At 63.2% G+C, this 25,097-nt stretch carries 22 protein-coding genes, 2 tRNA genes and 1 pseudogene; 10 read left to right on the top strand and 15 right to left on the bottom strand.

Features of this window, described 5'->3' with window-relative positions:
- Positions 1–114: 114 nt before the first annotated feature.
- Positions 115–3,540, bottom strand: coding sequence for a TonB-dependent receptor (locus K7G81_RS04640; protein ID WP_223029603.1), 3,426 nt, complete (start codon positions 3,538–3,540; stop codon positions 115–117).
- 745 nt (positions 3,541–4,285) lie between these two features.
- Between K7G81_RS04640 and K7G81_RS04645 the strand changes: the two genes are divergently transcribed.
- Both K7G81_RS04645 and K7G81_RS04650 read left to right on the top strand, forming a co-directional pair.
- Positions 4,286–5,446: a sensor histidine kinase gene (locus K7G81_RS04645; protein WP_223029604.1), complete on the top strand. Its 1,161-nt coding sequence runs from the start codon at positions 4,286–4,288 to the stop codon at positions 5,444–5,446.
- A 10-nt stretch (positions 5,447–5,456) separates the two neighbouring features.
- Positions 5,457–6,230, top strand: coding sequence for a LytR/AlgR family response regulator transcription factor (locus K7G81_RS04650; RefSeq protein WP_223029605.1), 774 nt, complete (start codon positions 5,457–5,459; stop codon positions 6,228–6,230).
- A 247-nt stretch (positions 6,231–6,477) separates the two neighbouring features.
- Here the strand turns inward: K7G81_RS04650 and K7G81_RS04655 are convergent.
- From K7G81_RS04655 to rplK, 4 genes are all read right to left on the bottom strand, one after another.
- Positions 6,478–6,553, bottom strand: a tRNA-Glu gene (locus K7G81_RS04655).
- Positions 6,554–6,630: 77 nt separating this feature from the next.
- Entirely contained in the window at positions 6,631–8,436 is a 1,806-nt protein-coding gene (recJ, locus tag K7G81_RS04660; protein WP_255586618.1) for a single-stranded-DNA-specific exonuclease RecJ, read from the bottom strand.
- Between the two features lie 107 nt (positions 8,437–8,543).
- Positions 8,544–9,236: a 50S ribosomal protein L1 gene (gene rplA / locus K7G81_RS04665; protein ID WP_223029607.1), complete on the bottom strand. Its 693-nt coding sequence runs from the start codon at positions 9,234–9,236 to the stop codon at positions 8,544–8,546.
- Between the two features lie 4 nt (positions 9,237–9,240).
- Positions 9,241–9,672: a 50S ribosomal protein L11 gene (gene rplK / locus K7G81_RS04670; RefSeq protein WP_223029608.1), complete on the bottom strand. Its 432-nt coding sequence runs from the start codon at positions 9,670–9,672 to the stop codon at positions 9,241–9,243.
- A 196-nt stretch (positions 9,673–9,868) separates the two neighbouring features.
- On the opposite strand from rplK, the gene K7G81_RS04675 reads away from it, so the two are divergent.
- The 3 genes from K7G81_RS04675 (at position 9,869) to K7G81_RS04685 (ending at position 12,452) form a co-directional block, all read left to right on the top strand.
- Positions 9,869–10,819 carry a hypothetical protein gene (locus tag K7G81_RS04675; RefSeq protein WP_223029609.1) on the top strand — a complete coding sequence of 317 codons (951 nt, stop codon included), beginning with the start codon at positions 9,869–9,871 and terminating at the stop codon, positions 10,817–10,819.
- A gap of 284 nt (positions 10,820–11,103) precedes the next feature.
- Positions 11,104–11,700 carry a hypothetical protein gene (locus tag K7G81_RS04680; RefSeq protein ID WP_223029610.1) on the top strand — a complete coding sequence of 199 codons (597 nt, stop codon included), beginning with the start codon at positions 11,104–11,106 and terminating at the stop codon, positions 11,698–11,700.
- Positions 11,697–12,452, top strand: coding sequence for a hypothetical protein (locus K7G81_RS04685; RefSeq protein WP_223029611.1), 756 nt, complete (start codon positions 11,697–11,699; stop codon positions 12,450–12,452). The genes K7G81_RS04680 and K7G81_RS04685 overlap by 4 nt, the downstream gene beginning before the upstream one ends.
- A gap of 284 nt (positions 12,453–12,736) precedes the next feature.
- Here the strand turns inward: K7G81_RS04685 and nusG are convergent, their stop codons facing one another.
- From nusG to K7G81_RS04715, 6 genes are all read right to left on the bottom strand, one after another.
- The gene (gene nusG, locus K7G81_RS04690; protein ID WP_223029612.1) at positions 12,737–13,273 is read right to left on the bottom strand and encodes a transcription termination/antitermination protein NusG; all 537 of its coding nucleotides are present in this window, start codon (positions 13,271–13,273) and stop codon (positions 12,737–12,739) included.
- A gap of 14 nt (positions 13,274–13,287) precedes the next feature.
- A complete protein-coding gene (secE, locus tag K7G81_RS04695; RefSeq protein WP_223029613.1) occupies positions 13,288–13,482 on the bottom strand; it encodes a preprotein translocase subunit SecE in 195 nt (64 codons plus the stop codon).
- Positions 13,483–13,663: 181 nt separating this feature from the next.
- Positions 13,664–15,313, bottom strand: a complete 1,650-nt coding sequence (locus tag K7G81_RS04700) for a S10 family peptidase (protein WP_255586620.1) — start codon at positions 15,311–15,313, stop codon at positions 13,664–13,666.
- A 107-nt stretch (positions 15,314–15,420) separates the two neighbouring features.
- Positions 15,421–15,497, bottom strand: a tRNA-Trp gene (locus K7G81_RS04705).
- 59 nt (positions 15,498–15,556) lie between these two features.
- On the bottom strand, positions 15,557–17,911 hold the full coding sequence (locus K7G81_RS04710) for a putative bifunctional diguanylate cyclase/phosphodiesterase (protein ID WP_369412035.1): 2,355 nt from the start codon (positions 17,909–17,911) through the stop codon (positions 15,557–15,559).
- 124 nt (positions 17,912–18,035) lie between these two features.
- Positions 18,036–19,799, bottom strand: coding sequence for a fatty acyl-AMP ligase (locus K7G81_RS04715; protein ID WP_439649521.1), 1,764 nt, complete (start codon positions 19,797–19,799; stop codon positions 18,036–18,038).
- A 116-nt stretch (positions 19,800–19,915) separates the two neighbouring features.
- On the opposite strand from K7G81_RS04715, the gene K7G81_RS04720 reads away from it, so the two are divergent.
- The 5 genes and pseudogenes from K7G81_RS04720 to K7G81_RS17705 form a co-directional block, all read left to right on the top strand.
- Entirely contained in the window at positions 19,916–20,446 is a 531-nt protein-coding gene (locus K7G81_RS04720; RefSeq protein ID WP_223029614.1) for a regulatory protein RecX, read from the top strand.
- Positions 20,447–20,538: 92 nt separating this feature from the next.
- A complete protein-coding gene (locus K7G81_RS04725) occupies positions 20,539–21,126 on the top strand; it encodes a cold shock domain-containing protein (RefSeq protein WP_439649522.1) in 588 nt (195 codons plus the stop codon).
- Positions 21,123–21,614, top strand: a complete 492-nt coding sequence (locus K7G81_RS04730; RefSeq protein ID WP_369412036.1) for a DUF192 domain-containing protein — start codon at positions 21,123–21,125, stop codon at positions 21,612–21,614. Before K7G81_RS04725 ends, K7G81_RS04730 begins: the two co-directional genes overlap by 4 nt.
- Positions 21,615–21,692: 78 nt before the next feature.
- Entirely contained in the window at positions 21,693–22,085 is a 393-nt protein-coding gene (locus tag K7G81_RS04735) for an NADH:ubiquinone oxidoreductase subunit NDUFA12 (RefSeq protein WP_223029615.1), read from the top strand.
- A gap of 287 nt (positions 22,086–22,372) precedes the next feature.
- Positions 22,373–22,540, top strand: a pseudogene (locus tag K7G81_RS17705) (DUF2155 domain-containing protein); the annotation flags it as partial.
- Positions 22,541–22,575: 35 nt separating this feature from the next.
- Here the strand turns inward: K7G81_RS17705 and aat are convergent.
- The 4 genes from aat to K7G81_RS04760 form a co-directional block, all read right to left on the bottom strand.
- Positions 22,576–23,346 carry a leucyl/phenylalanyl-tRNA--protein transferase gene (gene aat, locus K7G81_RS04745; RefSeq protein WP_223029616.1) on the bottom strand — a complete coding sequence of 257 codons (771 nt, stop codon included), beginning with the start codon at positions 23,344–23,346 and terminating at the stop codon, positions 22,576–22,578.
- A gap of 110 nt (positions 23,347–23,456) precedes the next feature.
- Positions 23,457–23,840 (bottom strand): hypothetical protein, encoded by a 384-nt coding sequence (locus tag K7G81_RS04750; protein WP_223029617.1) that lies wholly within the window; start codon positions 23,838–23,840, stop codon positions 23,457–23,459.
- Between the two features lie 127 nt (positions 23,841–23,967).
- Positions 23,968–24,411 carry a cytidine deaminase gene (locus K7G81_RS04755; RefSeq protein ID WP_223029618.1) on the bottom strand — a complete coding sequence of 148 codons (444 nt, stop codon included), beginning with the start codon at positions 24,409–24,411 and terminating at the stop codon, positions 23,968–23,970.
- Positions 24,408–25,094 carry a GH25 family lysozyme gene (locus K7G81_RS04760; RefSeq protein WP_223029619.1) on the bottom strand — a complete coding sequence of 229 codons (687 nt, stop codon included), beginning with the start codon at positions 25,092–25,094 and terminating at the stop codon, positions 24,408–24,410. Before K7G81_RS04760 ends, K7G81_RS04755 begins: the two co-directional genes overlap by 4 nt.
- Between the last annotated feature and the right edge of the window lie 3 nt (positions 25,095–25,097).

Consider the following 25,097-nt stretch of genomic DNA (forward strand, 5'->3'; position numbering starts at 1 on the left):
CGTTATTTGTCCGATCGACGTCATTGGCCTGCTGCTCATTTCATAGGGCGACGGAAAACACTCAAAGCACGGGAGGAGGCACTTCACGACGAAGTGCCTCGGTTCCTCACGCGATTAGAAATGCAATCTCACCGATACGTCGAACCGGCGATCGCTGACGTTGGCATCATACGGCTCGAAAACGCCGGGAACGGGCTCCTGAAGCGTTCTGGAGGTCGTGTTCAGCAAGTTGCTGACGCGGGCCGACACAGCAACGGTATCGCTAAGCTTATAGTCGATGCCCAGATCCATATAGCCCGCGCTCGCCATCCAGGCCGGAACCATCCAGTAGACGGGATAGGAATGCGTCGCATCGAAGTTGGTGGCGCTGGTGTTGAGTGTATACGGGTTGCCACCACTTGTCGCATAAGACAGCGGGTTCACGTTCGTCGACAGCAACGCCTTGTCCCGCCAATTATAGGCGAGCCGGACGTTTACCCGTCCAAGGCTATAGAGCAAGTTGATGTTATACGACCATTTTGACAGGCCGGGATAGGGCAGGTTTGAATAGGTTTGCGGAATCGTTCCATCGGCATTGAGGCCGCCATTCGGCGTATAGGGGCTCAACACATTGTTCGCTTGTTGGGCAGGATTACGACTATCGACAAAGGTCAAATTGCCTTCGAGGCCCAAACCCCTGAGCAAGCCGGGAAGCATGTCGAAAAACTGCCGGCCGCCGATCTCGAAGCCCTTGAGGTGCGCCTTTACCGACGACGTCTTGTTCTGCAGATACACCCAGGGAACATCCAGGCTCGTCGCGGTTCCTCCACTCGTCGCGCCGTTGTCGAAGGCCGTTGCCGGAATCGGCAGGTTATTGGCTATGTAAGAGGCAAACAGATCCTGATCCTTGATCTGTTTGGCGAAGAAATCGACGTAGAACATGCTTTGTGGCGTCGGATAATATTCGAAAGAGAGATCCTCGCTGGTGATCAGGACGGGCTTGAGCTGCGCTCCGCCGGATTGCACGGTCACGCCGGTGAGAATGGACGGCGCCTGGCTATTGCCGGGGTTTGAGACAGACTTCGGGTTGATCGTCCCGCCGGCGCGAATATCGTTGAGATTGGGTGGCGCCGCAGCTTCGGAGGCTGCCCCACGAATGATGAAGTTCTTGGCGGCATCGAACTTGATATTGAACGACGGCAAAACGCGCGTGTAACCGTAATCGCGGACCTGCGTCGAAGTCCCGGGATTGATTGAATACATGGTAGGATAAGGCGTCGCGCCCGTCGCATCCTTGCTCGCAAGAAAATATTGCGTACTGTCGGCCTGGGTCAACGCATACAGGCTGGTCGTGCTTGGCGCCGAAAGCAGTCCTGTAGAATGTAGCGATTCGTGGAATACGCGTACGCCGATGTTGCCCGAGAAGGCCGGGATGAACCCGATCCGATCGTGGGCAAACTTCGCTTCGACATAGACGGCCTTGTTGAAGATTTTGGATTGTGTTCTGCCCAAACCCTGGTCGACGTATTGCGTCCAATATTGCGAAGCCGTTCCGTTTGGAATCTGGCCATTATATTGGCGCAGAAGATAATACCAGTCCATGCTCTTCATAAGGGTTTGACTGGGAACCAACACTTGAGCTGGTAGCGGCGCTGCGCCTCCAAAGAAATTCGGAAATGTAGCGACTTGATAATCGGCGGGGTTCACGCCGGAACTGTTCAGATACTGAATGTTTCCCGGGATCTTGGATTTAATTGGGTCGTTGGGGTCATAGCTGGGAAGGTGGTTCAGCCAGGATTGGCCGAGAGGCATCCAGTATGTCCCGACAAAATCATCATCTTCAGTGCGGTTGGCAATGCGGAAACCAGCCGAAATGTTGCGGAGAAATCCGTTATCGCTGACATCGTATTCGAAATCCGCATGCCCGGCGAACATCTTGCCCGTATTCTTCGGGCCGTTGTACCCTCCGTAGGCAAAATACCCGCCAGTTGTCTCCAGCGTAACTGGATCAACCGTGCCAGTGTCCAGCATTCCCGCCGGATTCAACCCCGACAGAACCGGGATCGACCCGGTGAGGTCGACCTTCACTGAATCGACGAGGGGGCTGTTCTGGGCGATGGCGACGGACATGCTCCTGCCGTTCGCCCGAGAATAGATATATTGCGCGCCGGCACGAACATGCAATCGGTCGCTGGGCGACCAGGCGAAGCTTTCCGAGATATCAAGCGTCGAATTCGCACTATGCGAAATCGAAGAACTTCCGCTGGGATTCAGACTGGTTGTCGGCGTACTGCACCGGACGAGCGTTTTCGCGCCGGCGGACCAATCCCATTGAAGGCTGGAGGGCGGACTGCCGTAGCTGCCGCCGCAATCGAGGTTGAGATATTGGCTGGGGAACCAATCCCATCCGGGCGGCTCCAATGCCGCTGACGTCGTATTCGACGCCCAAACGGCATTTCCCGTCCCGCCCAGTGTGAGCGTGCCGGTCTTGAAGGCGCCATCGGCGTCATAGGTGACCGGCGCCCCGAGTTGGGGCAGCATCTCGGCGGTAGCGTAGGGCGTCTGGCCAAAAGACGCACTGTTACCGTAGCTATCCTGAACGTATTTTGTGAAAAACACGGTGCTGGTGAAGGTCAGGTTGGAAGCCGGGCTCCATTGAATGGCCTGGTAGGCGCCATATCGATCGCGCTTGTTCCGATTGTAGCTCCAGGTAAAGCTGCTGGGGATCAATCCGATATGGTCGGCTCCGGGCGCCGTTGGCGCATATTCGCCGAACATGGCGCCGACCTGCAGATCGCTGCTCTGCTGGTATAGCCGGCTGTACGCCAAATCCCACAGCAGGCCGATCTCGCCGATACCGGTCTGAAAGCGCTCGGAATACAATGCCGAAATTTGAGGGGAGGCCTTGCGAGCCTGGTCGCCGTAACTCCCATCGATGGTGACGTCGAATTCGTTCTTCTTGAAATCGAAGGGTAAATGCGTGCGAAGGTCGATCAAGGACGCGCCGCCTTCGATCATGTCCGCGCGCGAAGCCTTATAAACGTCGACGCCCGCCATCAGCTCGGGTGTCACCTCGTTCCAACTGATAGCGCTGGCACCATTGGCGCTGAACACTTGTTGCCCGTTAACCGTACTCGTCGTGTAGGGAAGACCGCGTACGGCGAGGCCCGAGCCTTCGATCTGAAAGGCCGTGCTGCCTCCGTTCGTACCGGTGAAGCGCGAGATGGTCACGCCTGACACGCGCTGCAGAACCTCGGTGATCGAATTGTCGGGAAGGACGCCCGCAGCATCCGCCGTGACCGAGTCCACGATCGTATCGGCGTTGCGCTTGATCGACTGTGACGTCTGGAGGGCCTGACGGCGCGCCGTCACGATAATATCGGTATCCTTTGACGATTTGTCTGTCTTGCCGGTCTTGGCCGTTTTGTCCGCAGCCTGTGTCGCCGCGTCGGTTGACTGCACATCCGCCGTCTGCGCGGTCGCCGGCTGAATAGCGGCGGATAGGGCGACGATGGACACGGTCGCCCCCAATGCACAACGCACACCAATTGCATTTTTCATGTTATCCCCTCCCAATAACGGCACAGTTGAATCTTTCGATAGAATCGCGTTGTCGGCGCGACAGCGATGCAGCGCAGACTGATCGCCTGACTAATCGCAGATTCAATCATTGGCCGATTGCCCAACCGCCAGGATGGGCGCTGTCCTGCTCGCGCGGGCTAGAGCGCAGTCAATTTTTGTATTTCTTGACAGGCTCGTTCAAAGCGGAGCAACCTAAAGCCTTTTAGCGAATAACCTGATATATATCCCCCTGCTATTTCGGTTGTTCTTGACTTACTTGTCTTACAAGTACCAATGAACACATTTTTTAGAATAGATCCATGAGGACGCGTGGGAATTCATGGGGGATAGCGGCGAATTCTTTGGGAATATTTTAGCGTTGAATCCGCTTCGCAAATTTGAAATCCGGTTCGCAAAACGAGAGCCCGTTTCGGAACATTGCCGAAAAAATCGGATGAAACCCACCTTGGCTGCTTTGACGCAATCCCTCAGAAGGCATCGGAAATATGTCTTGGGTATCCAGGGCGAGAATCGGGTAGAACCGCTTCCTTCATCTGGAAGGGCAGGCGCAGATAAAGTCGCCCGGTGAAATGTTGTAGGAGAGGCCGCAGAATGTTCGCCTGCGCGAGAACCCTATAATCCCGTTGGTTGCCTCACGCCGCCGCCGTGCCGCGATCCATCTTGCGCAACCATCGGCTATGGTCAGGCTGTTCGCGCCAGGCCATGAACATATGCGACATCCGACATGAACCGCGCCTCGCTCAACGCCGCCGCCCGGCAACAGGATGTGCGGATCCGATATTCGCCAAGCCCATGGGCGAACCTTTGGCCCATTTCGGCTCGATCGGCCGGCATGATCTTTCTGGCCTGGACCGTGGTCGGATTTTTTCAGTTTCTGCCTGGAATAGTCAATGGCTTGTCGTGGCCGTTTGTAGCTTCCAAACTCATCGAAGCATGGGCCTGGGCGATCCTGACACCGGCCATACTCATTATTGACCACAAACTGGCATGGGCTGAAAACAGCATCGGTAAGATTGTAATAATCTTTGCCCTGTTAAGTATCCCATTCACTGTCGGGCATACCTATCTATCAGCTATCATACAATATCCGATATCGCAGATTTGGTGGAGCCCTTTTCGCAATGAAAATTATACCATCTATTATTTCATGGCGAGCTGGCAGATGTTTTGTGCTGTCGCCGGAATTCTACAGGCCTTGAAATATCATAACGACCTTTTGGAAAATCGTCTCGAGCTTGAGCGGACCGAAAAGACGTTGATTGAATCGCGACTGAATGCACTGCGCCTCCAGCTTGAGCCGCACTTTCTGTTCAACGCGCTCAACGCCATTTCGTCTGATGTCACGACCAATCCCAGATTGGCGCGCGATATGCTCGAAAATCTGGGTGCGCTGCTCCGAAGTTCGCTTGACTGCAAAGAGCGAGCCGAAATCAGCTTGGCTCAGGAATTGGAGCTCCTCGAACATTATCTGTCGATCCAGCGAGTCCGCTTTGGCGACCGATTGGAGATCAAGATCGACGCCGCGCCCGAGGCATTGTCCATGTTGGTGCCATCGATGTTGTTACAGCCGTTGGTGGAAAATGCGATCCGTCACGGGATCGATGGCCGGATATCGGGCGGAACCATCGTCATCGCCGCGAGCCCGAGTTCGGATTATCTCGATATACGCGTATTGGACGACGGCGTCGGCCTGCCGCACGATTGGCGATTGGACGATTCAACGGGTATCGGGGTGCGGGTCACGCGGGAGCGGCTGGCCGCGCTCTATCCGGAATCGGCGGAATACTGCCTCACGATCGGCCGCCGTGCGACGGGGGGAACCGAAGTAGCCATACGAATTCCCTTGCACAGAAGCGAAAGCGACGGGCATGAAGCGACCGTCTGATCTCATCTCGGTGCTGGTCGTCGACGACGAGACGCCCGCTCGCAAACGCCTTATCGATCTGCTGGCGAAGGATCAGGGCGTCGGGCGAGTGCTCGAGGCGAAAAATGGCGTCGTAGCGGTCAAGCTGATCCAGGAAGAGCAGCCTGACATCGTGTTTCTCGATGTGCAGATGCCCGGCGTGGACGGCTTCGGTGTGATCGACGCTTTAGGACCGGAAAACATGCCGATCACCGTTTTCGTGACGGCTTATGATCGCTTTGCCGTCCAGGCATTCGAGACCGACGCGGTCGATTATCTGCTCAAGCCTTTCGGCGACACGCGCTTTGAAAAGACCATGGAACGCACCAAGGCGCGTCTAAGGCAAATCCGGGCGGGCGATTCAGTCGACGCGGGGGCGATCGGGCCGGAATTGCTCAAGCTGGCGGCCAAGCGCGCCCGGCCGGGCGAGATATGGGATTGGGTGGTCGTCAGGACGAGAACGGCCACGCGGCTCATCATGGCTCAGGACATCGATTGGATCGAGGCGGCAGGCGTCTACGTAACCTTGCACGCAGGAGGACAAGAGTTTCTCTATCGCGCCAGCCTCGGCAGTGTCGCGAGCCGGCTGGATCCGTTCCAATTCGTCCGCATTCACCGATCGAGTATCGTCAATCTCAGGTCGGTCGCCTCGCTCGAACGCCGTTCGCACGGGGAGTTCGAGATCGAACTCAAGGACGGAACACGCCTCATGCTTAGCCGAAGTTATCGGGGGGATGTCGAAGCAATGCTGGGCCAATCCCTGTGATGGCCTATCTCCCTTCGTTTGGCCGGATGACCGCAAAGCGGACTTGCCACATGAATAGGGATGGCAACCGAGGTCAAAGCCATGATGGTATCTCCCGTCAGGGGAGGCCTGCGCTACCATCAGGTATACCATCAAATTGCTGGTATGAGCTGGTATCCAGCCGCTCCGGGTGAGACAGTTACACCACAGGAAACCCGCAGAAAACTGCCATTTATGGCGCTTCGTGGTACCCCTTGGGAGGGCAAGTTGGTGACCCCTACGGGAATCGAACCCGTGTTTCAGCCGTGAAAGGGCCGCGTCCTAGACCGCTAGACGAAGGGGCCACACCGTGCCGGCGCGGCGGAGCGGCTCGGTTAGGGAAATGGAGCGCCCGGGTCAAGCGGTCGTTTTGCGGGTAGGGTCAGTCAGCCCAGGCGGCGTCGTCGATATGGAGTTCGGCTGCGGGCCTTGCTCCCCAATCGTCGATCTTTGGCCGGCCGGCGAGCCACAATCGGCGATGGGACGCTGCACCCAGCAAGGCCTGGCCGAGCGCGGTCTCCGCCTGGCGGAAGGCGACCGCCTTGAGGCTGCGGCCGTCGTCCCCGGCAACGATCGCGCGCACATGGCCGTTGCCGACGACATCGGCCTTGATCACGCGGACGGGGCCGGCGGCGACGCGGGGCGCCGGCCAGCCGGTGCCATAGGGCCCCCCGGCCTCGAACGATTCGACCAGGGCGGGCGTGACACCGCCCGGCGCGAGCAACGCGTCTACCAGCAACGCGCGGGCGTCGATCGCGCGCGCCACCGGCTCGGCGAGCCGATCGTCGAGAAAATCGGCGAATGCGTCGATCTTTCCAGGCGCGATGGTCAGCCCCGCCGCCATGGCGTGACCGCCGCCGGCGACGAGCAGGCCGCTATCTTTCGCGGCGAGCACGGCAGCACCGAGATCGACCCCGGTGATCGAGCGGCCGGAGCCTTTGCCGACGCCGTCTTCGTCTAGTGCGATGACGATCGCCGGTCGGCCGGTCTTTTCCTTGAGCCGGCCGGCAACGATGCCGATGACGCCGGGGTGCCATCCCTGGCCAGCCGCGACGAGGATGGTGCGGCGATTGGTTGCGACCAGCGCTTCGGCGGCTTCCTGAACCATCGCCTCGATCGCGCGGCGTTCTTCGTTGAGGCGATCGAGCTCGGCTGCGATCGCGCGGGCTTCCTCGGGATCGGTGGTGGTCAGCAGGCGCACGCCGAGATCGGCCTTGCCGACGCGGCCGCCGGCGTTGATCCGCGGCCCGAGCGCGAAGCCGAGGTCGCTGGCCGTCGGCGCGCGCGAGAGCCGCGAGGCCTCGATCAGCGCATTGAGGCCGATGTTGCGGCGCTGCGCCATCACCTTCAGGCCCTGCGCCACGAAGGCGCGGTTGAGGCCTTTCAATTGCGCGACGTCGGCAACGGTGCCGAGCGCGACGATATCGAGCAGATCGAGCAGGCGCGGTTCGGGCCGGCCGGCGAAGAAGCCGCGCGCGCGCAATGTCCGGATCAGCGCCGCGGCGAGCAGGAAGGCGACGCCGACAGCGGCGAGATGGCCGTGCGCGGCCCCGTCGGTCTCGTCGAGGCGGTTGGGGTTGACCAGCGCATGGGCGAGGGGGAGGGCGGCGGCGCATTTGTGGTGATCGACCACCACGACGTCGACCCCCGCTTCATGCGCCATCGCGAGCGCGTCAAACGCCTGCGCGCCGCAATCGACAGTGACGATCAGCGAGCTGCCCCCCGACGCGATCCGCACCAATGCTTCGCCCGACGGGCCATAGCCTTCCATCAGGCGGTCGGGGATATACATCGCCGGATCGAGGCCGAGATCGCGCAGCACCCGGACCATCAGCGCCGCGGAGGTGGCGCCGTCGACATCATAATCGCCGAAGATCGTCACGCGTTCGCCGCCGATCACCGCGTCGGCGAGCCGGTCGGCGGCCTTGTCCATGTCGCGAAAGATCGAGGGATCGGGCATGAACGCGCGGATCGAGGGCGCCCGGTGCGCGTCGATCGCCTCGCGCGGGCAGCCGCGGGCGAGCAGCAATTGCGTGACGAGGTCGTCGGGCGCGAAATCGGGGTCGCGTGCATCGGATGCCAGCGAGCGCCACCGCCAGGGCTGGCCGAGAATCGAGCGGTTGATGTCGAGGACGGTGTTCACGTCCTCGGGGTTAGGCGCTGGGCGGAGCGGCTGCAATCGGGGCATGGAAAAAGGGCCGGGAGATCGCTCTCCCGGCCCCTTTTATCGCTTGGCCGCGATGGACGTGAATTCCATCCTGTCGGACGCGGCTCAGCCTTGCGCGCCGCTCAGGCTCAAGCGCTCGCCACTTCAGCCGTGTCGATCTTGATGCCGGGGCCCATCGAGGAGCTGATCGCCACCTTCTTGACATACTTGCCCTTGGCGCCCGACGGCTTGGCCTTCACCACGGCATCGACCAGCGCGTCGAAATTCGCACGCAGGTCTTCCGCCGCGAAGCTCGCCTTGCCGATGCCGGAGTGGATGATGCCGGCCTTCTCCACGCGATACTCGACCTGGCCGCCCTTGGCCGCCTTCACCGCCGCCGCGACGTCCATCGTCACCGTGCCCAGCTTCGGGTTCGGCATCAGGCCCTTGGGGCCCAGCACCTTACCCAAACGGCCGACCACGCCCATCATGTCGGGCGTGGCGATGCAGCGGTCGAAATCGATCGTGCCGCCCTGGATCGTCTCCATCAGGTCCTCGGCACCGACCACGTCGGCACCCGCGGCCTTGGCCTCGTCGGCCTTGGCGCCGCGCGCGAACACGCCGACGCGCACCGTCTTGCCGGTGCCCTTGGGCAGCGTGACGACACCGCGCACCATCTGGTCGGCATGGCGCGGATCGACGCCCAGGTTCAGCGCGACCTCGATCGTCTCATCGAACTTCGACGTGGCGTTGTCCTTGGCGAGCTTGATCGCCTCATCGACGCCGTAGAGCTTGTTCGCGTCGACCGCCCAGGTCTTCTGCTTCTTGGTCAGCTTTGCCATGATCTCAGCCCTCCACCACTTCGAGGCCCATCGCGCGGGCGGAGCCTTCGATGATGCGGGTCGCCGCCTCGATATCGTTGGCGTTCAGGTCCTTCATCTTGGTCTCGGCGATCTGCGTCAGCGCCGAGCGCTTGATCTTTCCGGCCGAAACCTTGCCCGGCTCCTTCGAGCCCGACTTCAGGTTCGCCGCCTTCTTGATCAGGAAGGTCGCCGGCGGCGTCTTCGTGGTGAACGAGAAGGAACGATCGGCATAGACGGTGATCACGGTCGGGATCGGCGCGCCCTTTTCCAGGTCGCCGGTCGCGGCGTTGAACGCCTTGCAGAATTCCATGATGTTGACGCCGCGCTGACCAAGCGCCGGGCCGATCGGCGGCGACGGATTGGCGGCGCCTGCCGGCACCTGCAGCTTGATATAGCCGGTAATTTTCTTAGCCATTTACCTCACTCACTCTGTCGAGCGCTGCGCCATCGGCACATCGTCTCAAGTTTAGCGGTCCGAGCGGGCGCAAGCGCCCTCCCGCGGGTTTCCATTGCTGGTGCGTTGGAAGAGCGCGCCCATAGCCGAAGCGGGCCGTGATGGCAACGCCTGCGGGTTGCAATGTTGGATTTTCCGCGCTGGATACGCCGTCGCCGTGCCGAGACCCTTCACCCGCGCCCAATGCCTCGAAAACCGTGCCTTCCTGAAGGCGCTCGCCCGCACCGGCAACGCGCGCGAAGCCGCTCGCCTCCTCGGTGCCCACCGCGCCAAATTCACCCGCCGCCGCGCGAAACATCCCGCCTTCGCCGCCGAATGGGACGCCGCGCTCGCGCTGGCGCACGCGGCGCTGCACGATCGTCTCCGGGGCGGCGAGGGAGAGCACGCGGCGCGCGGTGGCGGGGGGCCGCCTCCATCACCCCGCTCGTTCGGCGACCCCCAGCTTCACCGCACCCCCTCCGGCCGCCTCCAGCTCCGCCGCCCGGGCGGCCGCCGCCGCCTTACCCGCGCTGCCGAGCAAGCCTTTCTCGCGGCGCTCAGCGCCACCGCCAACGTGCGGCTCAGCGCGGCGGCGGCGGGTTTCTCGCACAGCGCCTTTTATGCCCGGCGAAAGTCCAGCCCCGCCTTCGCCCGCGAAATGCGCCTGGCGCTCCAGATCGGCTATGAGCGGATCGAGGGCGCGCTGATCGAAGGCTGGATGCCCGAGGCGCAGCAGGACGACGCCTGGCGCCATAACGATCCCCCGCCGATCCCGGCGATGACGCCGAACCAGGCGCTGCAACTTCTCCACCTCCACCAGAAGGAAGCGCGGCTACGCATCGCTCGTCCGGACATGAAGGCGCGGCGCGGCGAGACGACCGACACCTGGTCCGCCCGCCGCGCCGCCGCCTATCGCGCCGAACTGGCCGCCCGCACCGAGGACGCGCTTGTCCGCAAGGTGCTGGCGAGCGAGCCGCGGCGCGCGGCGAGGGACGGGAAGGACGCGCCGATCCTGCCGGCGCTCGATCAGGTGACGGGCTGGAGCAAGGCCCGCCCGGACAAGCCGCCGCACCACGAAGACGTGGCGCTGTTCGGCGGCTGGCGGATAGAGGACTGGCAGGAGAGGTGATGGTTCATGTTGGGTCGTTTCCGGACTGACTGACTTTGGACGACAGATGGGGAAAGCAGCCATTGCGCAGCATGACGTAGGAGCGTCACCGATGTGAGGATTTTGCTGATTGGACCGGGGCTGGCCTCGTCTTCTGTACCGGCGCGCGAAGTTTGGTGATCGGACGTTGCGCCATCGCAACCATTTTCTTGAAGCTTCTCTTGAAGAGTCCGCTTGGGTTCATATCTTGGCTTGAAGAAGCGCTGACTTGGGCAAGCCGCGCGATCGTCGAACAGGGAAGAGCTATGAACACGAAATTGCGCATCGACATTTCTCAAGGTCTTATCGACATTGAGGGCGATCCCGAACTGGTCCGTGAAATCTACGCCGACTTCAAGACCCACCTCTTGTCGGGGGTGAAGTTCTCTCAGCCCGCGCCTCCCACCCCGCAGGGCCCGGCTGCTGGGGCTGACGCCGATGAACAGATCCCGCCCGCACCCAAGTCGAGGGCGAAGCGTCGTCCCGCTGCGAAGAAGAAGACCAACGGCGACGAGAGCGGCAGCGCCGTGGTCGCAGACTCACCCAAGCTCGACACGGATTTGGACACGTCTGGACTTGGCGCTTTCTATGGCCAGTTTGTGCCGAAGAACAACGCGGAAAAGATTCTCATCTTCCTGAAGTTCATGACCGAGTCGCTGCATATCGAAAGCCCGAATACGGATCAGGTCTATACCTGCTTCAAGGCCACGGGTGACAAGATACCGAAGGCGTTCGCACAGGCGTTCTACGATACCAGCAGCAAACTCGGTTACATCGATTTTAGGTCGTCCACCGATCTCCCCATCACCATCGCGGGCGACAATCACTTTAACCACACCATGAAGCGGAAAGCTGCTGAATGAACGACGCAGTCAATCGCTTCTACAATTCCATCGAAGGTGCGGCCAGCCAGAGCCAGAGCGGCTTAGTCGAGCTGTTCGTATATTTCCTGACGGTGGAGCTGGGGCAAGAAGCTGCCACACCCAAGCAAATCACCGACTGCTTTGAGGCGTGTGATCTGACGGTGCCCGCGAACGTCAGCGCGCGGCTCGCCGAGGGGCTGAAAGTCAAACCACCCAAGTACATAAAAACCAAGGGCACATATAGGCTCCAACGCCATATGCGAGAAGCATTGTCGAAGAAGCTCGGTGCCGAGACCGTGACGGCTCAGACCAGTTCCACGCTTCGGGGTCTCGAACACAAGCTGCCCGCTGGCACTGATAAAGAGTTCTTGAAAGAGGCAATTGACTGCTTCGAGATCGGAGCGAATCGCGCAGCGATCATCATGACCTGGATATTGGCGATGGATCACCTGTTCGCCTACATCCTCGCGCACAAGCTAACGGACTTCAACGCGGCCCTATCCAAGGACAAGGGGGTAAAAATCACGTCGGTGTCGCAGCGCGACGATTTCACCGAAATCAAGGAAACCAAGTTCATCGAGCTGTGCCGAGCGGCGGGCATCGTCTCAAATGATGTGCGAAAGATTCTCGATCAGAAACTCGGCACGCGGAACTCGTATGCGCACCCTTCCGGCGTAACCGTCAACAAGTCGAAGGTGATCGATTTTATCGAGGACCTCGTCGACAACGTCGTCCTGAAATTCCCGGTCTAGCGTACGAGCGTCTTGCCGCATGGACGGGTGCCGCGATGAAATGGAACAGAAGCAAGCGCTTCGCGCCTCGCGTGCAGGAAATTCGCGGAACTCGCCAAGCTGGATGAATGGATGCGGTTTTCGGGATTACCGACCAAGGCGCCGTACGACCGAGTTTAGGGCGCCTGTCGTTACTCGACGGTGCCGACAGCGCCCGACGCGGGAGTAAATCCCGCGTCGTCGGACGGGTTCGCTGCGCGACCCGCCGGCCGGTCGAGCGGCCTCTGATAATTAGCTGGCGCTAATTATTTGGTCCGCTCGACCTGCTCGAAGTCCAGTTCCACCGGGGTCGCGCGGCCGAAGATGCTGACCGACACCTTGACCTTGCCCTTGTCGAAATCGAGCTCCTCGACCACGCCGTTGAAGCTCGCGAACGGGCCGTCCAGCACCTTGACCGAATCGCCGATCTCGTAATCCACCTTGATCTGGTGCTTGGGCGCGGCGGCCGCCTCTTCCTTGGAATTGAGCATCCGCGCCGCTTCCTTGTCGCTGATCGGCTGCGGCTTGCCGCTCGATCCCAGGAAGCCCGTCACCTTCGGCGTGTTCTTGACGAGATGATAGACGTCGTCGGTCATGTTCAGCTTGGCGAGCACATAGCCCGGCATGAACTTGCGCTCGACCTGCACCTTCTTGCCGCGGCGCGCCTCGGTGACGGTCTCGGTCGGCACCTCGATCTGCTCGACCAGCTGCTCGAGGCCCATACGCTCGGCCTCGGCCATGATCGCATCGCGAACCTTGCCCTCGAAACCCGAATAAGCGTGGATGATGTACCAGCGCGACATTGAAATTCCCTAACTCAGGCCAGCGACAGCAGATAATGGACGATCGCGTCGAACACGGCGTCGATCGAGACGAAGAAGATCGACAGGATCGAGACCATGATCATCACCATCACCGCGGTCATGATCGTCTGGCGGCGGGTCGGCCAGACGACCTTGCGGGTCTCGGCCTGGACTTCGCGGATGAACTCGATCGGGCTCGTTCGGGCCACGGGCTGCGTCCTTCTTCAACGACATGAAACCGGGCATGGGTCCGCTGCCCGGCCCATCGTGGCCGGCGCTTCATCATCCCGATTTCGGATTGGCTGGCGAGATAGCGGTTCGCGCCGGCTTTGACAAGATTAGCCGGCGCCGTAGCTCGGGCGAGCGCCGGCGGGCGCCCGCCCGGATGGCTCAGCCGCCCAGATTGTCGGTCTTTCTGATGAACGCCGCCACATTGTCGTGAAGCTGCTTCAGCGACTCGGTGTTGGCGTAGACCATGTGGCCGGACTGATAATAATGATATTCGATGTTGTTCTGCAGGCTGTCGGGAATCGGCAGGTGGTGCATCTCGTACCAGCCTTCGTAGAACGGCGTCGCGAGATCGAAATAGCCGCCGTTCAGCATCACCTTCAGATCGGGATTGTATTTCATCGCCTGGGCCAGATCGGGCATCACGTTGGTCGCGCCGCGGATCGCGAACGGCATGCCCGGCTGCTTGTGGCTGAAATCCCAATCCTTGAACACGTCGATTTCGGGCTTGTAGGTTTGATGCAGCCCGTAATGCAGGTCGCGGCGCGCGTAATCGTTGAACGCCGAGACATAGGCCGAGCTGATCGCCGCCGATTGCGGGTCGTAATCGGCTTCCTTCTCGAGCGGGTCCATCGACGGGCCCGAAAAGCGCGAATCGAGCCGGCCGGTCGTGAGGTCGGATCCGATCTGCAATTGCTGCGAGAATTGCCCGCCGTCGATGCGCAGGTTCGATTTTTCGATATAGGCGGCGGGGATGCCGATATATTGCGACAATTGCTGCGCGATCCGGGTCTTGGTCGCGGGGTCGAGTTCCGATCCCTTTTGCAGCGCGGCGGCATAATCGGTATTGGCGAATTGCTCGACCTGGGCGAGGAACGCCTCGAGATCGGCGGGCCGCGTGCCGGGCAGGCGGTTGTGATACCAGGCGGTGGCGGCGAAGGTCGGCAGCCCGACGATATAGGCCTCGTCCGATCCCGGGTTGAACGACGGGGTGTCGATCGACAGATCGAAATTGAGGATCTGCGAGAGCAGGACCACGCCGTTGACGTCGACGTCGTTGCCGGTTTCGAGATCGTTGACCAGCACCGCCGAGCGCGGCGTGCCGTAGCTCTCGCCGAACAGATATTTGGGGCTGTTCCAGCGATCGTATTTGGTCAGGAACGCGCGGACGAACTCGCTGAAGGCATGGGCGTCCTGATCGACGCCGTAGAAGGCCTTCTCCTTGTCCTTGCCGGCGACGCGGCTGAAGCCGGTGCCCGGTGCATCGATGAACACCAGGTCGCTGGCGTCGAGCAGGCTGTAATCGTTGTTGACCAGCTGATACGGGGCGGCCGGCGTGTGGCTGTCGTTGCTGGTGATGATCCGGCGCGGGCCGAACGCGCCCATGTGCAGCCAGACTGTCGACGATCCCGGGCCGCCGTTGAACAGGAAGGTGATCGGCCGGTCGGCCGATGGCGCGCCCTTCTTGAAATAGGCGACGTAGAACATCGAGGCTTCGGCCTGGTCGCCCTTCTTGTCTTCCAGATCCTTGGCCGATTTCGCGCGCCAGGCGGTGTCGTCCCAGCCTTCGGGGTGGACGACCAATGTGCCGGCATAGGCATCGTAGGCGATCGACTTGCCTTCGACCGAAACGGTGCCCGAGCTCTGCTCCGAGTGCGGCTCAAACAGGGCGTTGGGGCCGGGGGGCAGCGCCGGCGCGTTATCAGCCGCCGCCGCCTGATCTCCCTTGTCTTTGGAATCCTGATGCGCCTGCGCAGCCGTCATCCCCGTTGCGGCCGCCGCCAGCAACGCCGCCTTCACCAATGTGTTCATGCGCCATTTCCCCGCACTCGTTTCAAGATAAAGGATACAGTATCTCGAAGATCGCGCGACGCAATGGCCGATTGGCGGATTGCCGGGCAGCGAGTGGGGCAGGGGCCTGGCAGGGGAGCTCGGATTCGAACCGAGGGCCTTCGGTTTTGGAGACCGACGCTCTAACCAGCTGAGCTACACCCCTCCAGGCGACCGCGCCTGTAGCGCCTGACGCAGAGGCGAGCAAGAGCGGTTTGCGATCGCTCAGGCGACGGCGGACGGTTCGTAGCCGCGGTTGGCGATGGTGCGGGCTTCCTCGACCGGCAGCGGACGGCCGAAATAATAGCCCTGCACCTTGGTGCAACCGAGTTGCTGCACCATGCCGAGCTGATGCGCGGTCTCGACGCCCTCAGCCGTGGTCGCCATGCCGAGGCTGTCAGCGAGCGCGACGACGGCGCGGATGATCGCGATCGCTTCCTGCGCGCCTTGCGAGGCCTGGACGACGAAGCTGCGATCGACCTTGATCGTCGAGAAGCGCGTGCGCGAGAGATAGCCGAGCGACGAATAGCCGGTGCCGAAATCGTCGAGGCTCAGACGTACACCGAGATCGAGCAGCCGCTCGAGCACCTGGATCGCGCTGGTGCCTTCACGCATGAACAGGCTTTCGGTGACTTCGATTTCGAGGCGTTCGGCGGACAATGCCGCCTGGCTGAGCGCAGAGACGACGGTGGCGACGAAATTGGGGCTGTAAAGCTGTTCCGCCGAGACGTTGACGGCGACACGGACGTGCGACGGCCAGCGTGCCGCTTCCTGGCAGGCGGTGCGCAGCACCCACTCGCCGATCGGGGCGATTAGGCGGGCTTCCTCGGCGATCGGCACGAACTTCGCCGGCGAGATCGATCCATGTTCGGGATTGGTCCAGCGCAGCAGCGCTTCGAAGCCGGAGAGCGAGCCGCTGTCGGCGGCGACGACTGGCTGATATTGCAGATGAAACTCGCCGTTTTCGAGCGCCTGGCGCAGCGCGATCTCGAGCACGCGGCGCTCCTCTGCCTGGGAGTGAAGCTGCGGATCGTAGACGTGGAAATGGCCGCCGCCCTTGTCCTTCGATCGATAGAGCGCGAGGTCGGCCGAGCGGATCAGCATTTCCGCGGTGCGGCCGTCGCGCGGCCCGATCGCAACGCCGACGCTGGCGCCGATATACAGCGTGTGCTGATCGACCTCATAGGGTTGCGAGAGCGATTCGATGATTGCCAGCGCCAGCTTCTCGACGCGCGCGAAATCGGCCGCGTCGCGGACGACGACGGCAAATTCGTCGCCACCCAGCCGGCCGACCATGTCGCTGGCCGAGGCAAGGTGGCGCAACCGTTCGGCGACACGGCACAGCAAGCGATCGCCGATCTGATGGCCGAGGGTGTCGTTGATCGCCTTGAAGCGATCGAGGTCGATCATCATGAAGGCGCAGCGGCCGCCCCATTTATCTGCCTCGGCCATCCCGTGTGCGAGGGTTTCGTTGATCAGCAGGCGGTTGGGTAGGCCGCTGAGCGTGTCGTATCGGGCCATCCGGCTGATCTTGTCGGCCGATTCGCGGGCTTCGGTGACGTCCGAGCCGACGCCGCGAAAGCCAATGAAGGTGCCCGCTTCGTCGAACCGCGGGCTCGCTGCCATCTCCCACCAACGCTCGCCGCCCTTGACGTAGACGGGCAGGAGGACGTCACGGAAGCTGTCGCGGTTCTTGAGGCGTTCGGAAAGGTCGCGCAATCCCGGGGAGAATTTGCCGCTTTCCCAGGTGGGCCCGGCAAGCAGTTCAAGAAAACTCTTGCCGTTGACGGTGAGCGGATCGAGCCCGACGGCATGACAGAATTGCGCCGAGGCGCGGACGATGCGGCGGCCCGCATCGATCTCCCACAACCAGTCCGACCCCGATTCCTCGAAATCGCGTAGCAGCAGGCTGACGGTCTCGTCGCGCTCGCCGAGCGCGATCTCATGCGCGCGGATGACGACGAGTTGGCGGCCGCGAGTGAAGCAGCCGATCACCAGCAACGCGGTAAACAGCAGCACCGCGCAGCCGAGCAGGGCGGACCCGTGCATGTAGAGCATCCCGGCGACCGAACTGCCAAGGATGACGAGAAATGCGATCGTCGGTAGCGGCAGGCCGGCGAGGCCGACCGCGCAAGCCGTCATCAGCAGCGAAAGCACGATCCACAGGCTCAGCGCGGTTTCGGGCGCATCGGCCATCCCGAAGCCGAGCGGCACCACCGCCCATAACAGGCCGAGCAGGATTCCGCCCAGCGCGCTGCGGCGCACCTCTCCGACAGCGGCGCTGTAAAGCTCCCGATAGCGCGCGGCGAGACGGCGCATGGTGACGCCGACCGCCGCCACGCCGACGGCACCCGCCCAGATCGCGAGCGGGACCAACGGCCGGTGCGCGGCAAGGATGACGACGACCAATGCGGCGCTGAGCAGATGGGCGCCCAACAGGAATACCGCGAAATCGCGCCCGGCGTGCAACTGAGCGGCGCGAATCGGCCCCCAATCCGTCGAATCCGCCGGATCGTACAGGCCGAGAAACGCGCGGGTATCGATCCGCGGTTGGGCGAACTGGGATGTCTGACGCGTCACCGCGCCCGCATATCCCGCCGCTGGTTAGCGGAAGGTTAGAATCGCGAGGTCAGACGCAAAGATAGACGATGCCTTCGTCGCGCCCGCTTTTCATTTCCGAACCGGCAGGTGCCTGGCGCCCCGATCAGGCGGCGACCGCGTAGGGCTTGATCTCGCCGTTCAGATAGAGGTTGCGTGCCTTGGCGCGGCTGAGCTTGCCCGAACTGGTGCGCGGCAGCGTGCGCGGCGGGACGAGCTCGATCACGCAGTTCATGCCGGTGACGGCGCGAACGCGCTCGCGAATCTCGTCGCGCAAGCGCGCGCGCTCGCTGTCGTCGGACGTGCGGCACTGGACGAGCACCGCCGGCGTTTCCTCGCCACCGGGCGTCGTGATCGCGAAGGCGGCGATGTCGCCGGCCTTGAAGCCCGGAAGCTGCTCGACCGCCCATTCAATGTCCTGCGGCCAGTGGTTGCGGCCGTTGACGATGATCATGTCCTTGGCACGGCCGACGATGTAGACATAGCCTTGAGACAGATAGCCCATGTCGCCCGTATCGAGCCAGCCGTCGGTCATGCAGGCCTCGGTCGCTTCTGCGTCGCGGAAATAGCCGCTCATCACCGACGGACCGGTGCACCACACCTTGCCGATCGCGCTGTCGGGAAGCGGGTTGCCGTCCTCGTCGCGGATCTCGACGGTCATGTCCTTGACCGGCTTGCCGCAATTGACGATCGCGCGATAGCGTTGTGGCCGGTCCTCGCCCGCGGGAACGCCGGAAAGCTGGGTTTCCTCGACCAGCTCGACGCGAATGCCTTCGCCCGGCGGCATGATCGAGACGGCGAGCGTCGCTTCGGCGAGGCCGTAGCTCGGCAGGAAAGCCGAGGCCTGGAAACCGGCATCGGCGAAGGCGTCGACGAAGGCCTGCATCACGTCGGGCCGGATCATGTCGGCGCCGTTACCGGCGACGCGCCAGCGCGACAGGTCGAAACGGTCGGAGGCCTTGGTCTGGCTCGACATGCGGCGTGCGCAGATGTCGTAGCCGAAGGTCGGCGAATAGGAGAGGGTAGTGCCCTGGTTGCGGCTGATGAGATCGAGCCAAGCGAGCGGGCGCCGCGCGAAATCCTCGGTCTTCAGGTAATCGGTCGAGACCTGGTTGGCGATCGGCGACAGGAAGCAGCCGACCAGCCCCATGTCGTGATACCAGGGCAGCCAGGAGACGCAGCGATCGCTGTCGATCAGCGCCATGCCATGGGCATGCGCGGCGAGATTGTTGAGTAACGCGCGATGCGTGATGACGACACCGTGCGGGAAACGCGTCGAGCCGCTAGAATATTGCAGATAGGCGATGTCCTCTGGCGCGGCCTGGGGCAGCGGCGCAGCCGGCGCCTCGCGGTCGGCGAGCGTTTGCCAATCGAGCCCCTCGACGTCCGAAGCGACCGCCGCCTGGTGCGCCATTTCCGAAAGCTCGGGCGGGTAGATCAGCAATTTGGGGTCGCAGCTGCTGAGCTGGACGCGGAGCTGCTCGACATAGGAATCGCGGCCGCCGAACGAGGTCGGCAAAGGCAGCGGCACCGGCCACGCGCCGGCATAGACTGCGCCAAAGAACAAGGCGGCGAATTCGGGGCTCGTTTCGGCGACGAGGGCGACGCGATCGCCGACCTCGATGCCGGCGGCGATCAGGCGATGGGCGGCGGCGATTGCGTCGCGGCGCAGCTCGGTGAAGGGATAGGCGCGCACCAGCGTGCCACGGGGATCGTGGAAATTGAGGCCGCGCGTGCCAGTCGCGGCATAATCGAGTGCCTCGCCCAGTGTCGCGAAATCGGAGAAGCGCCGCGGCAGCATATCCTCGGTAGAGGTCGGCGCGATCGCGCGCGCCCCCTCGTCAAGTCGCTCCAGTTCCTCGGTCATCATCTTTCGCGCCCTTATCGCGGTGTCTCGTCAGGAGGCTCGCAAGCCCAGTCCAACCTGCGCCTTTGCCCCGCGCTGACGTTCAAATTCCGTTCCGACTGTGGCACAATGATGGCGCGATGACTTCCCGCCGCCGTCCAGCCCCGCCGCTCAACGCCGAGTCGCTCGATCGGCTCGCGCTGCGCTACGTCGAACGCTTTGCCACGACGCGCGCGAAACTCGGCGATTATCTGCGCCGCAAAGTGCGCGAGCGCGGTTGGGATGGCGCGACGGTCGATCCAGACGATATCGCGGGGCGGATGGCCGAACTCGGCTATGTCGACGATCGCGCCTTCGCTGCGGCGCGGGCGCGATCGATGGCCCGGCGCGGGCTTGGTGCGCGCCGCGTGGCGCAGGCGTTCCATGCTGCTGGAATCACTGCCGAAGATGCCGAAGCCGTGGCGCCGGAAATCGAGGAAAAGGCGATCGAGGCGGCACTGGCGCTCGCCCGTCGCAAGCGGATCGGGCCATTCGCCGTTGCTGTGCCCGATCGCGAAGGCCGCGAAAAACAGCTCGCGCAGATGGTGCGCGGAGGGCATGATTTCGCGCTTGCGCGACGCATCGTCGATATGGCGCCGGGAGAAGATACCGGGACATTTTCTGTCGAATGAGGTGCGCCGCGCTTCCCTTATGTGCCAAAGATGGGCATCAGGTTTTTGCCATCGCGGCACTCTGTGCTACGCGGTGACGGGGGGAAGTGAGCATGCGTGTTGAACCTCAGCCGATGCCCGAGGAGGGGGAGCTCGACAGGAGCGCGCCGGTACGGCTCGTCGAGCCGGAAGCCGAGGGGATGCGCCTGGCCGGCACGCTCAAATGGTTCGACGTGACGCGCGGGTTCGGGTTCCTGGTCGCGGACGATCCGGCGATCGGTGATATTCTCGTTCATTTCTCGGTGCTTCAGGAGCATGGGCGGCGCAGCCTGCCAGAGGGCGCGCGGGTCGAATGCGTGGCGGTGCGGCGCGAACGCGGGCTCCAGGCGCGCGAGGTGCTGTCGATCGACTTGACCAACGCGGTCGAACCGGCGCCGCGATCGGGTGGCTCGAACAGTGCCGAACTCGATGCGCTGCTCGATCAGGCAGGGCCGTTCGAGCCCGTTCGGGTCAAATGGTTCAACCGGCTCAAGGGCTATGGGTTCTTGATTCGGGACGAGGATACGCCCGACATCTTCGTTCATATCGAAACGCTACGGCGTGGCGGGGTCGACGAGGTCGAACCCGATCAGATGTTGCGCGCACGCATCGTCGAGTCGCGCAAGGGGCCGCTAGCGGTGATGGTCGAGGACGGCGCGTGAAGGCTGGCGTCGGCGCGTTCGCGCTGGGGTTGCTGTTGCTGGCGGGGTGCAAGGACAAGGTCGGCGCTGACGGTGCTGTCAATCAGGCAACCGCGACGGCCGGAACTGTCTCCGTGACGATCGCCAGCGCGAACGGTCCGCACGTTTTCACTGTCGAGACCGCGCGCACCGCCGACGAGCAGGAGCGCGGGCTAATGTACCGCACCGATATCGCGGATGATGGCGGCATGTTGTTCGCGCCCTATCCGCCGGAGGGCGGCCCCCCGCGCGAGGCGACGTTCTGGATGAAGAACACGCCGAGCCCACTCGACATCATCTTCATCCGTGCCGACCACACGATCGCGCACATCGCCGACAATGCCGTGCCGTTCGATCAAACGCCGATTCCCTCGGGTGAGCCGGTGGCGGCGGTGCTCGAGCTGAAGGGAGGTCGGGCATCGGCATTGGGCATCGCCGAGAACGACAAGGTGAGCTGGGCCGGCGGTTGACCGGATTCGTCGGCGATGGCGGCGTAAACTGACGCACGCCCTGTTGCGGGCGCGCGTGCGGGCGGCTAAGCGGCGGGCATGGGCATCTTGAAGAACAGCTTCACCTGGTGGGACGGCATCACCTTCGGCACGTGGATGGGCCTGCGCGGCAAATCCCGGGTCGGCGAGGATGCGCTGGGCAATGTCTATTACGAAGGCGGCACGGATCCGAACGGCATTCCGCGCCGCTGGGTGGTCTACAAAGGCTCGAACGATGCCAGCCGGGTGCCACCCGAATGGTTCGGTTGGCTGCACCATCAGATCGATGACGTTCCCGAGCGCGCGCTGCCGCCGGTACGCGGCTGGGAGAAGCCGGCCGTGCCCAACATGACGGGCACCGCGCTCGCCTATCGCCCGCCCGGCGCACTGGAAAAGGGCGGCCATCGCGCCGCTGCGACCGGCGACTATGAAGCATGGAGCCCCGAAGGGTGACACGCCGCTGGATCGCCGGCGGCGTTGGGCTGGCGGTGGTGCTTGCGGCCGGCGCCTGGCAGACGGTCGCGTGGATGCACGATGGCCGCGCCGAGGCGCAAGCGGCGCCGGCGCCCGCACCGAGCCCTGGTGCGAGCGATCAGTCGGCCGACGATGCGACATCCGGGGTCGTCACCATCGACACGCCGCAATCGACCGACACCGAAGCAGGCGCGACGCCGATGGCCGAGCGTGTCGCGGTGCTCGGCGTGCTCAACAAACGCAATGGCGACACCCGCGACGTGACGATGAAACCGGGGCAGGCGGTGCGCGTCGGCGACGCGGTGATCCGGCTGCGAGCGTGCGACACCACGGCATCGTGGGAGCCGCAGGAATTGACCGGCGCGTTCGTCCAGCTCGACGTCAAGCAGACCGATCAGCAATGGCGGCGCGTTTTCTCGGGCTGGCTCTACAAAGAGCGGCCCGAGCTCAACGTCGTGCAAAACGCGATTTACGACGTGTGGCCGAAGAGCTGCAAGATGTCGCGGCCCGACAGTGGACCGGACAGCGTGGCCGCCGCGTCGGTCATCGGGTCGGGCGGCGCATCGAGCGCGCCGAAATCGCCGGCAACCGATGAGGACAATGAAGCGGCTGGCGCCGACGCGCCGGTGGTCACGACCAGCGAGCCCGCCGCACCGCGGCCGCCGGCGTCTACCGCATCGCCCAGCAACGAGAGATAATCTCGCCGCGAGATTTCGATCGCGCCCATCGAGGCGAGGTGATCGGTCTGAAACTGGCAATCGAGCAGCGTAAAGCCGCCGGCCTTGAGCCGCGCGACCAGCCAGGCGAGCGCGACCTTCGACGCATTGGCGGCGCGGCTGACCATGCTTTCGCCGAAAAAGGCGCGGCCGAGCGCGAGGCCGTAAAGGCCGCCGACCAGGCGATCGCCGTCCCAGCATTCGATCGAATGGGCGTAGCCAAGACGATGCAGCGTGACGAAGACATGCTCGATCGAATGGTTGATCCAGGTTTCGGGGCGGTTGGCGGTCGACTCGGCGCAGAGTTGGATGACCTGTTCGAAGGCGGTGTCGGCGGTGACGCGGAAGCGATCCGCGGCGATCGTCTTGCGCAGCGAGCGTGAGGGGCGGAAGGTTTCGAGCGGCAGGATCGCGCGTTCCTTGGGCTCGACCCAATAAACGCCTGAGGCGTCGCGATGATCGGCCATCGGAAAGACACCCACCGCATAGGCGCCGAGGACGAGCTGCGGATCGAGCGTGGCCATCGATCGTATGGTGGAGCGCCGCGCCGGTTCAGACAAGGGGCCCGCGCAAAACAAAAGGGCCGGCGGTTGCCCGCCGGCCCCTTGGTTCAGGTCGCTATGGCGCGCCGAAATCAGTGATGGCAATCGAGCGTGGTGCCGTCGGGCTTGGTCAGCTTGATGTTGTCCTGATTGCCGGTCATCGTGAAGCCGCCGCCGGTCAGCGGATCGCCGTCCTTGTCGGCCTTCAGCACGGTCGGCGTGTCTGTCTTCTTGAGCTTCACATTCGCCTGGGTGTTGCCCTTGAAGAAATCGACATAGGCCAGGCTGTTGTCCTTGCACCGGAACGTGACCGAGCCGATCATCGACGGCGGCAGTTCCACCGGCGCTGCGTTGGCGAGCTGCGACGCCATCGGATCGGGGCCGGTGGTGTCGATCACTTCGGGCTTCTGCTTCTGGCATGCGCCCAGCGAGAGGGCGAGCGCAGCGGCGGCGGTCATCAAGGGGAGTGATTTCATAGCGGCGCGGTGCTTCGCGCATGCAGCAGGTTTCGTCAAGAGGGTATGTTCGCCCTAGCGGAATGCGACTGTGCATTGCAGAAATATGACATTGCCCAGCGGTGGACGGAAGGTCCAGTACGGCCCTTCACGCCAGGCCGAGGTCGGCCGGGCCGAAGGCGTGCGGCAGCAGCTCCGAAAGCCGATAGGTCGCGACCGTATCGCCCTCCGCGCCGGCGCAATGGATTAGGATGTCGCGGCCGCCGATCTGCGCTGCTTCGTTGATGACCTGGCGGCAGCGGCCGCACGGGCCGACCGGATCGCTCCCCGTTGGCCGGCCATCGACGGTGCGGCCGCCGATCACGCCGATCTCGACGACATCGGCAAGGCGCCCTTGCGCGTTGGCAGTGGCGAGCGCGACGGTTTCGGCGCAGAGCGACAGGCCGTAGCTCGCATTCTCGAAATTGCAGCCGGTGACGATGCTGCCGTCGGTCATCAACAATGCCGCGCCGACCGCGAAGCTGGAATAGGGCGCATGGGCGTTGGCGGCGGCTTGGCGCGCGGCAGCGATCAGCGTGTCGCGTGTCGTCATGGCGTCACCACGTCCCAATGCACCGGGCCGCTTATCCCGTCGACGCGGCGCATGTCGCTGGCTTGCCAGATACGCCATGGCTTGGCGGCATAATCGGGCGCGAGGAAGTTGCGCACCTCCCAGACTGGGCGGGGAAGGGCCTCGGACACGCGATAGGCGCGCTCGACCGGCTTGGTGATCTTGATGAGCATCGGTTCGCCCGTATGCGTTTCGGCGATGACAAGGAAGTGCCTGATCTGATCGATCAACGCATCGCGCGCCGGGCGTGCGTCGCAGTCGGGGGAGAAGGACAGATCGAGCACGGCGGGAAGCGCGCCGGCGGTGCGTGGGACGGTGGTGACGAAATTGTCCGCTTGTGCAACGCCGTTCTGGCAGAAGGACCAGCGATGGATCGCGCCGCGACGCAGGCCGGCGGCGGCGCTCGCCTGCCAGTTGGCGGCGAAGCGGTCATCGCGCAGATTCGCGCCGGCGGTAGCGCGCATATAGGCGAAATCGACGCCGCGGGCGGCGAGCGTCGGCCAGACGATCTCGCCCTGGGCGGCCGATACGTCGACGCCCTGGATCGGATATTTTCGCGCCGCCGGTGCCCAGCCGGTCGCATAGACCCACAAGGCGATGGCGCCGAGCAGCGCCAGCACGAGCGCGGCGGCGATCCGCCCGATCAAGGTCCCCCACCAAGCCATCGG

This window comes from Hephaestia mangrovi (assembly GCF_019880555.1).
Classification (GTDB): domain Bacteria; phylum Pseudomonadota; class Alphaproteobacteria; order Sphingomonadales; family Sphingomonadaceae; genus Sphingomonas; species Sphingomonas mangrovi.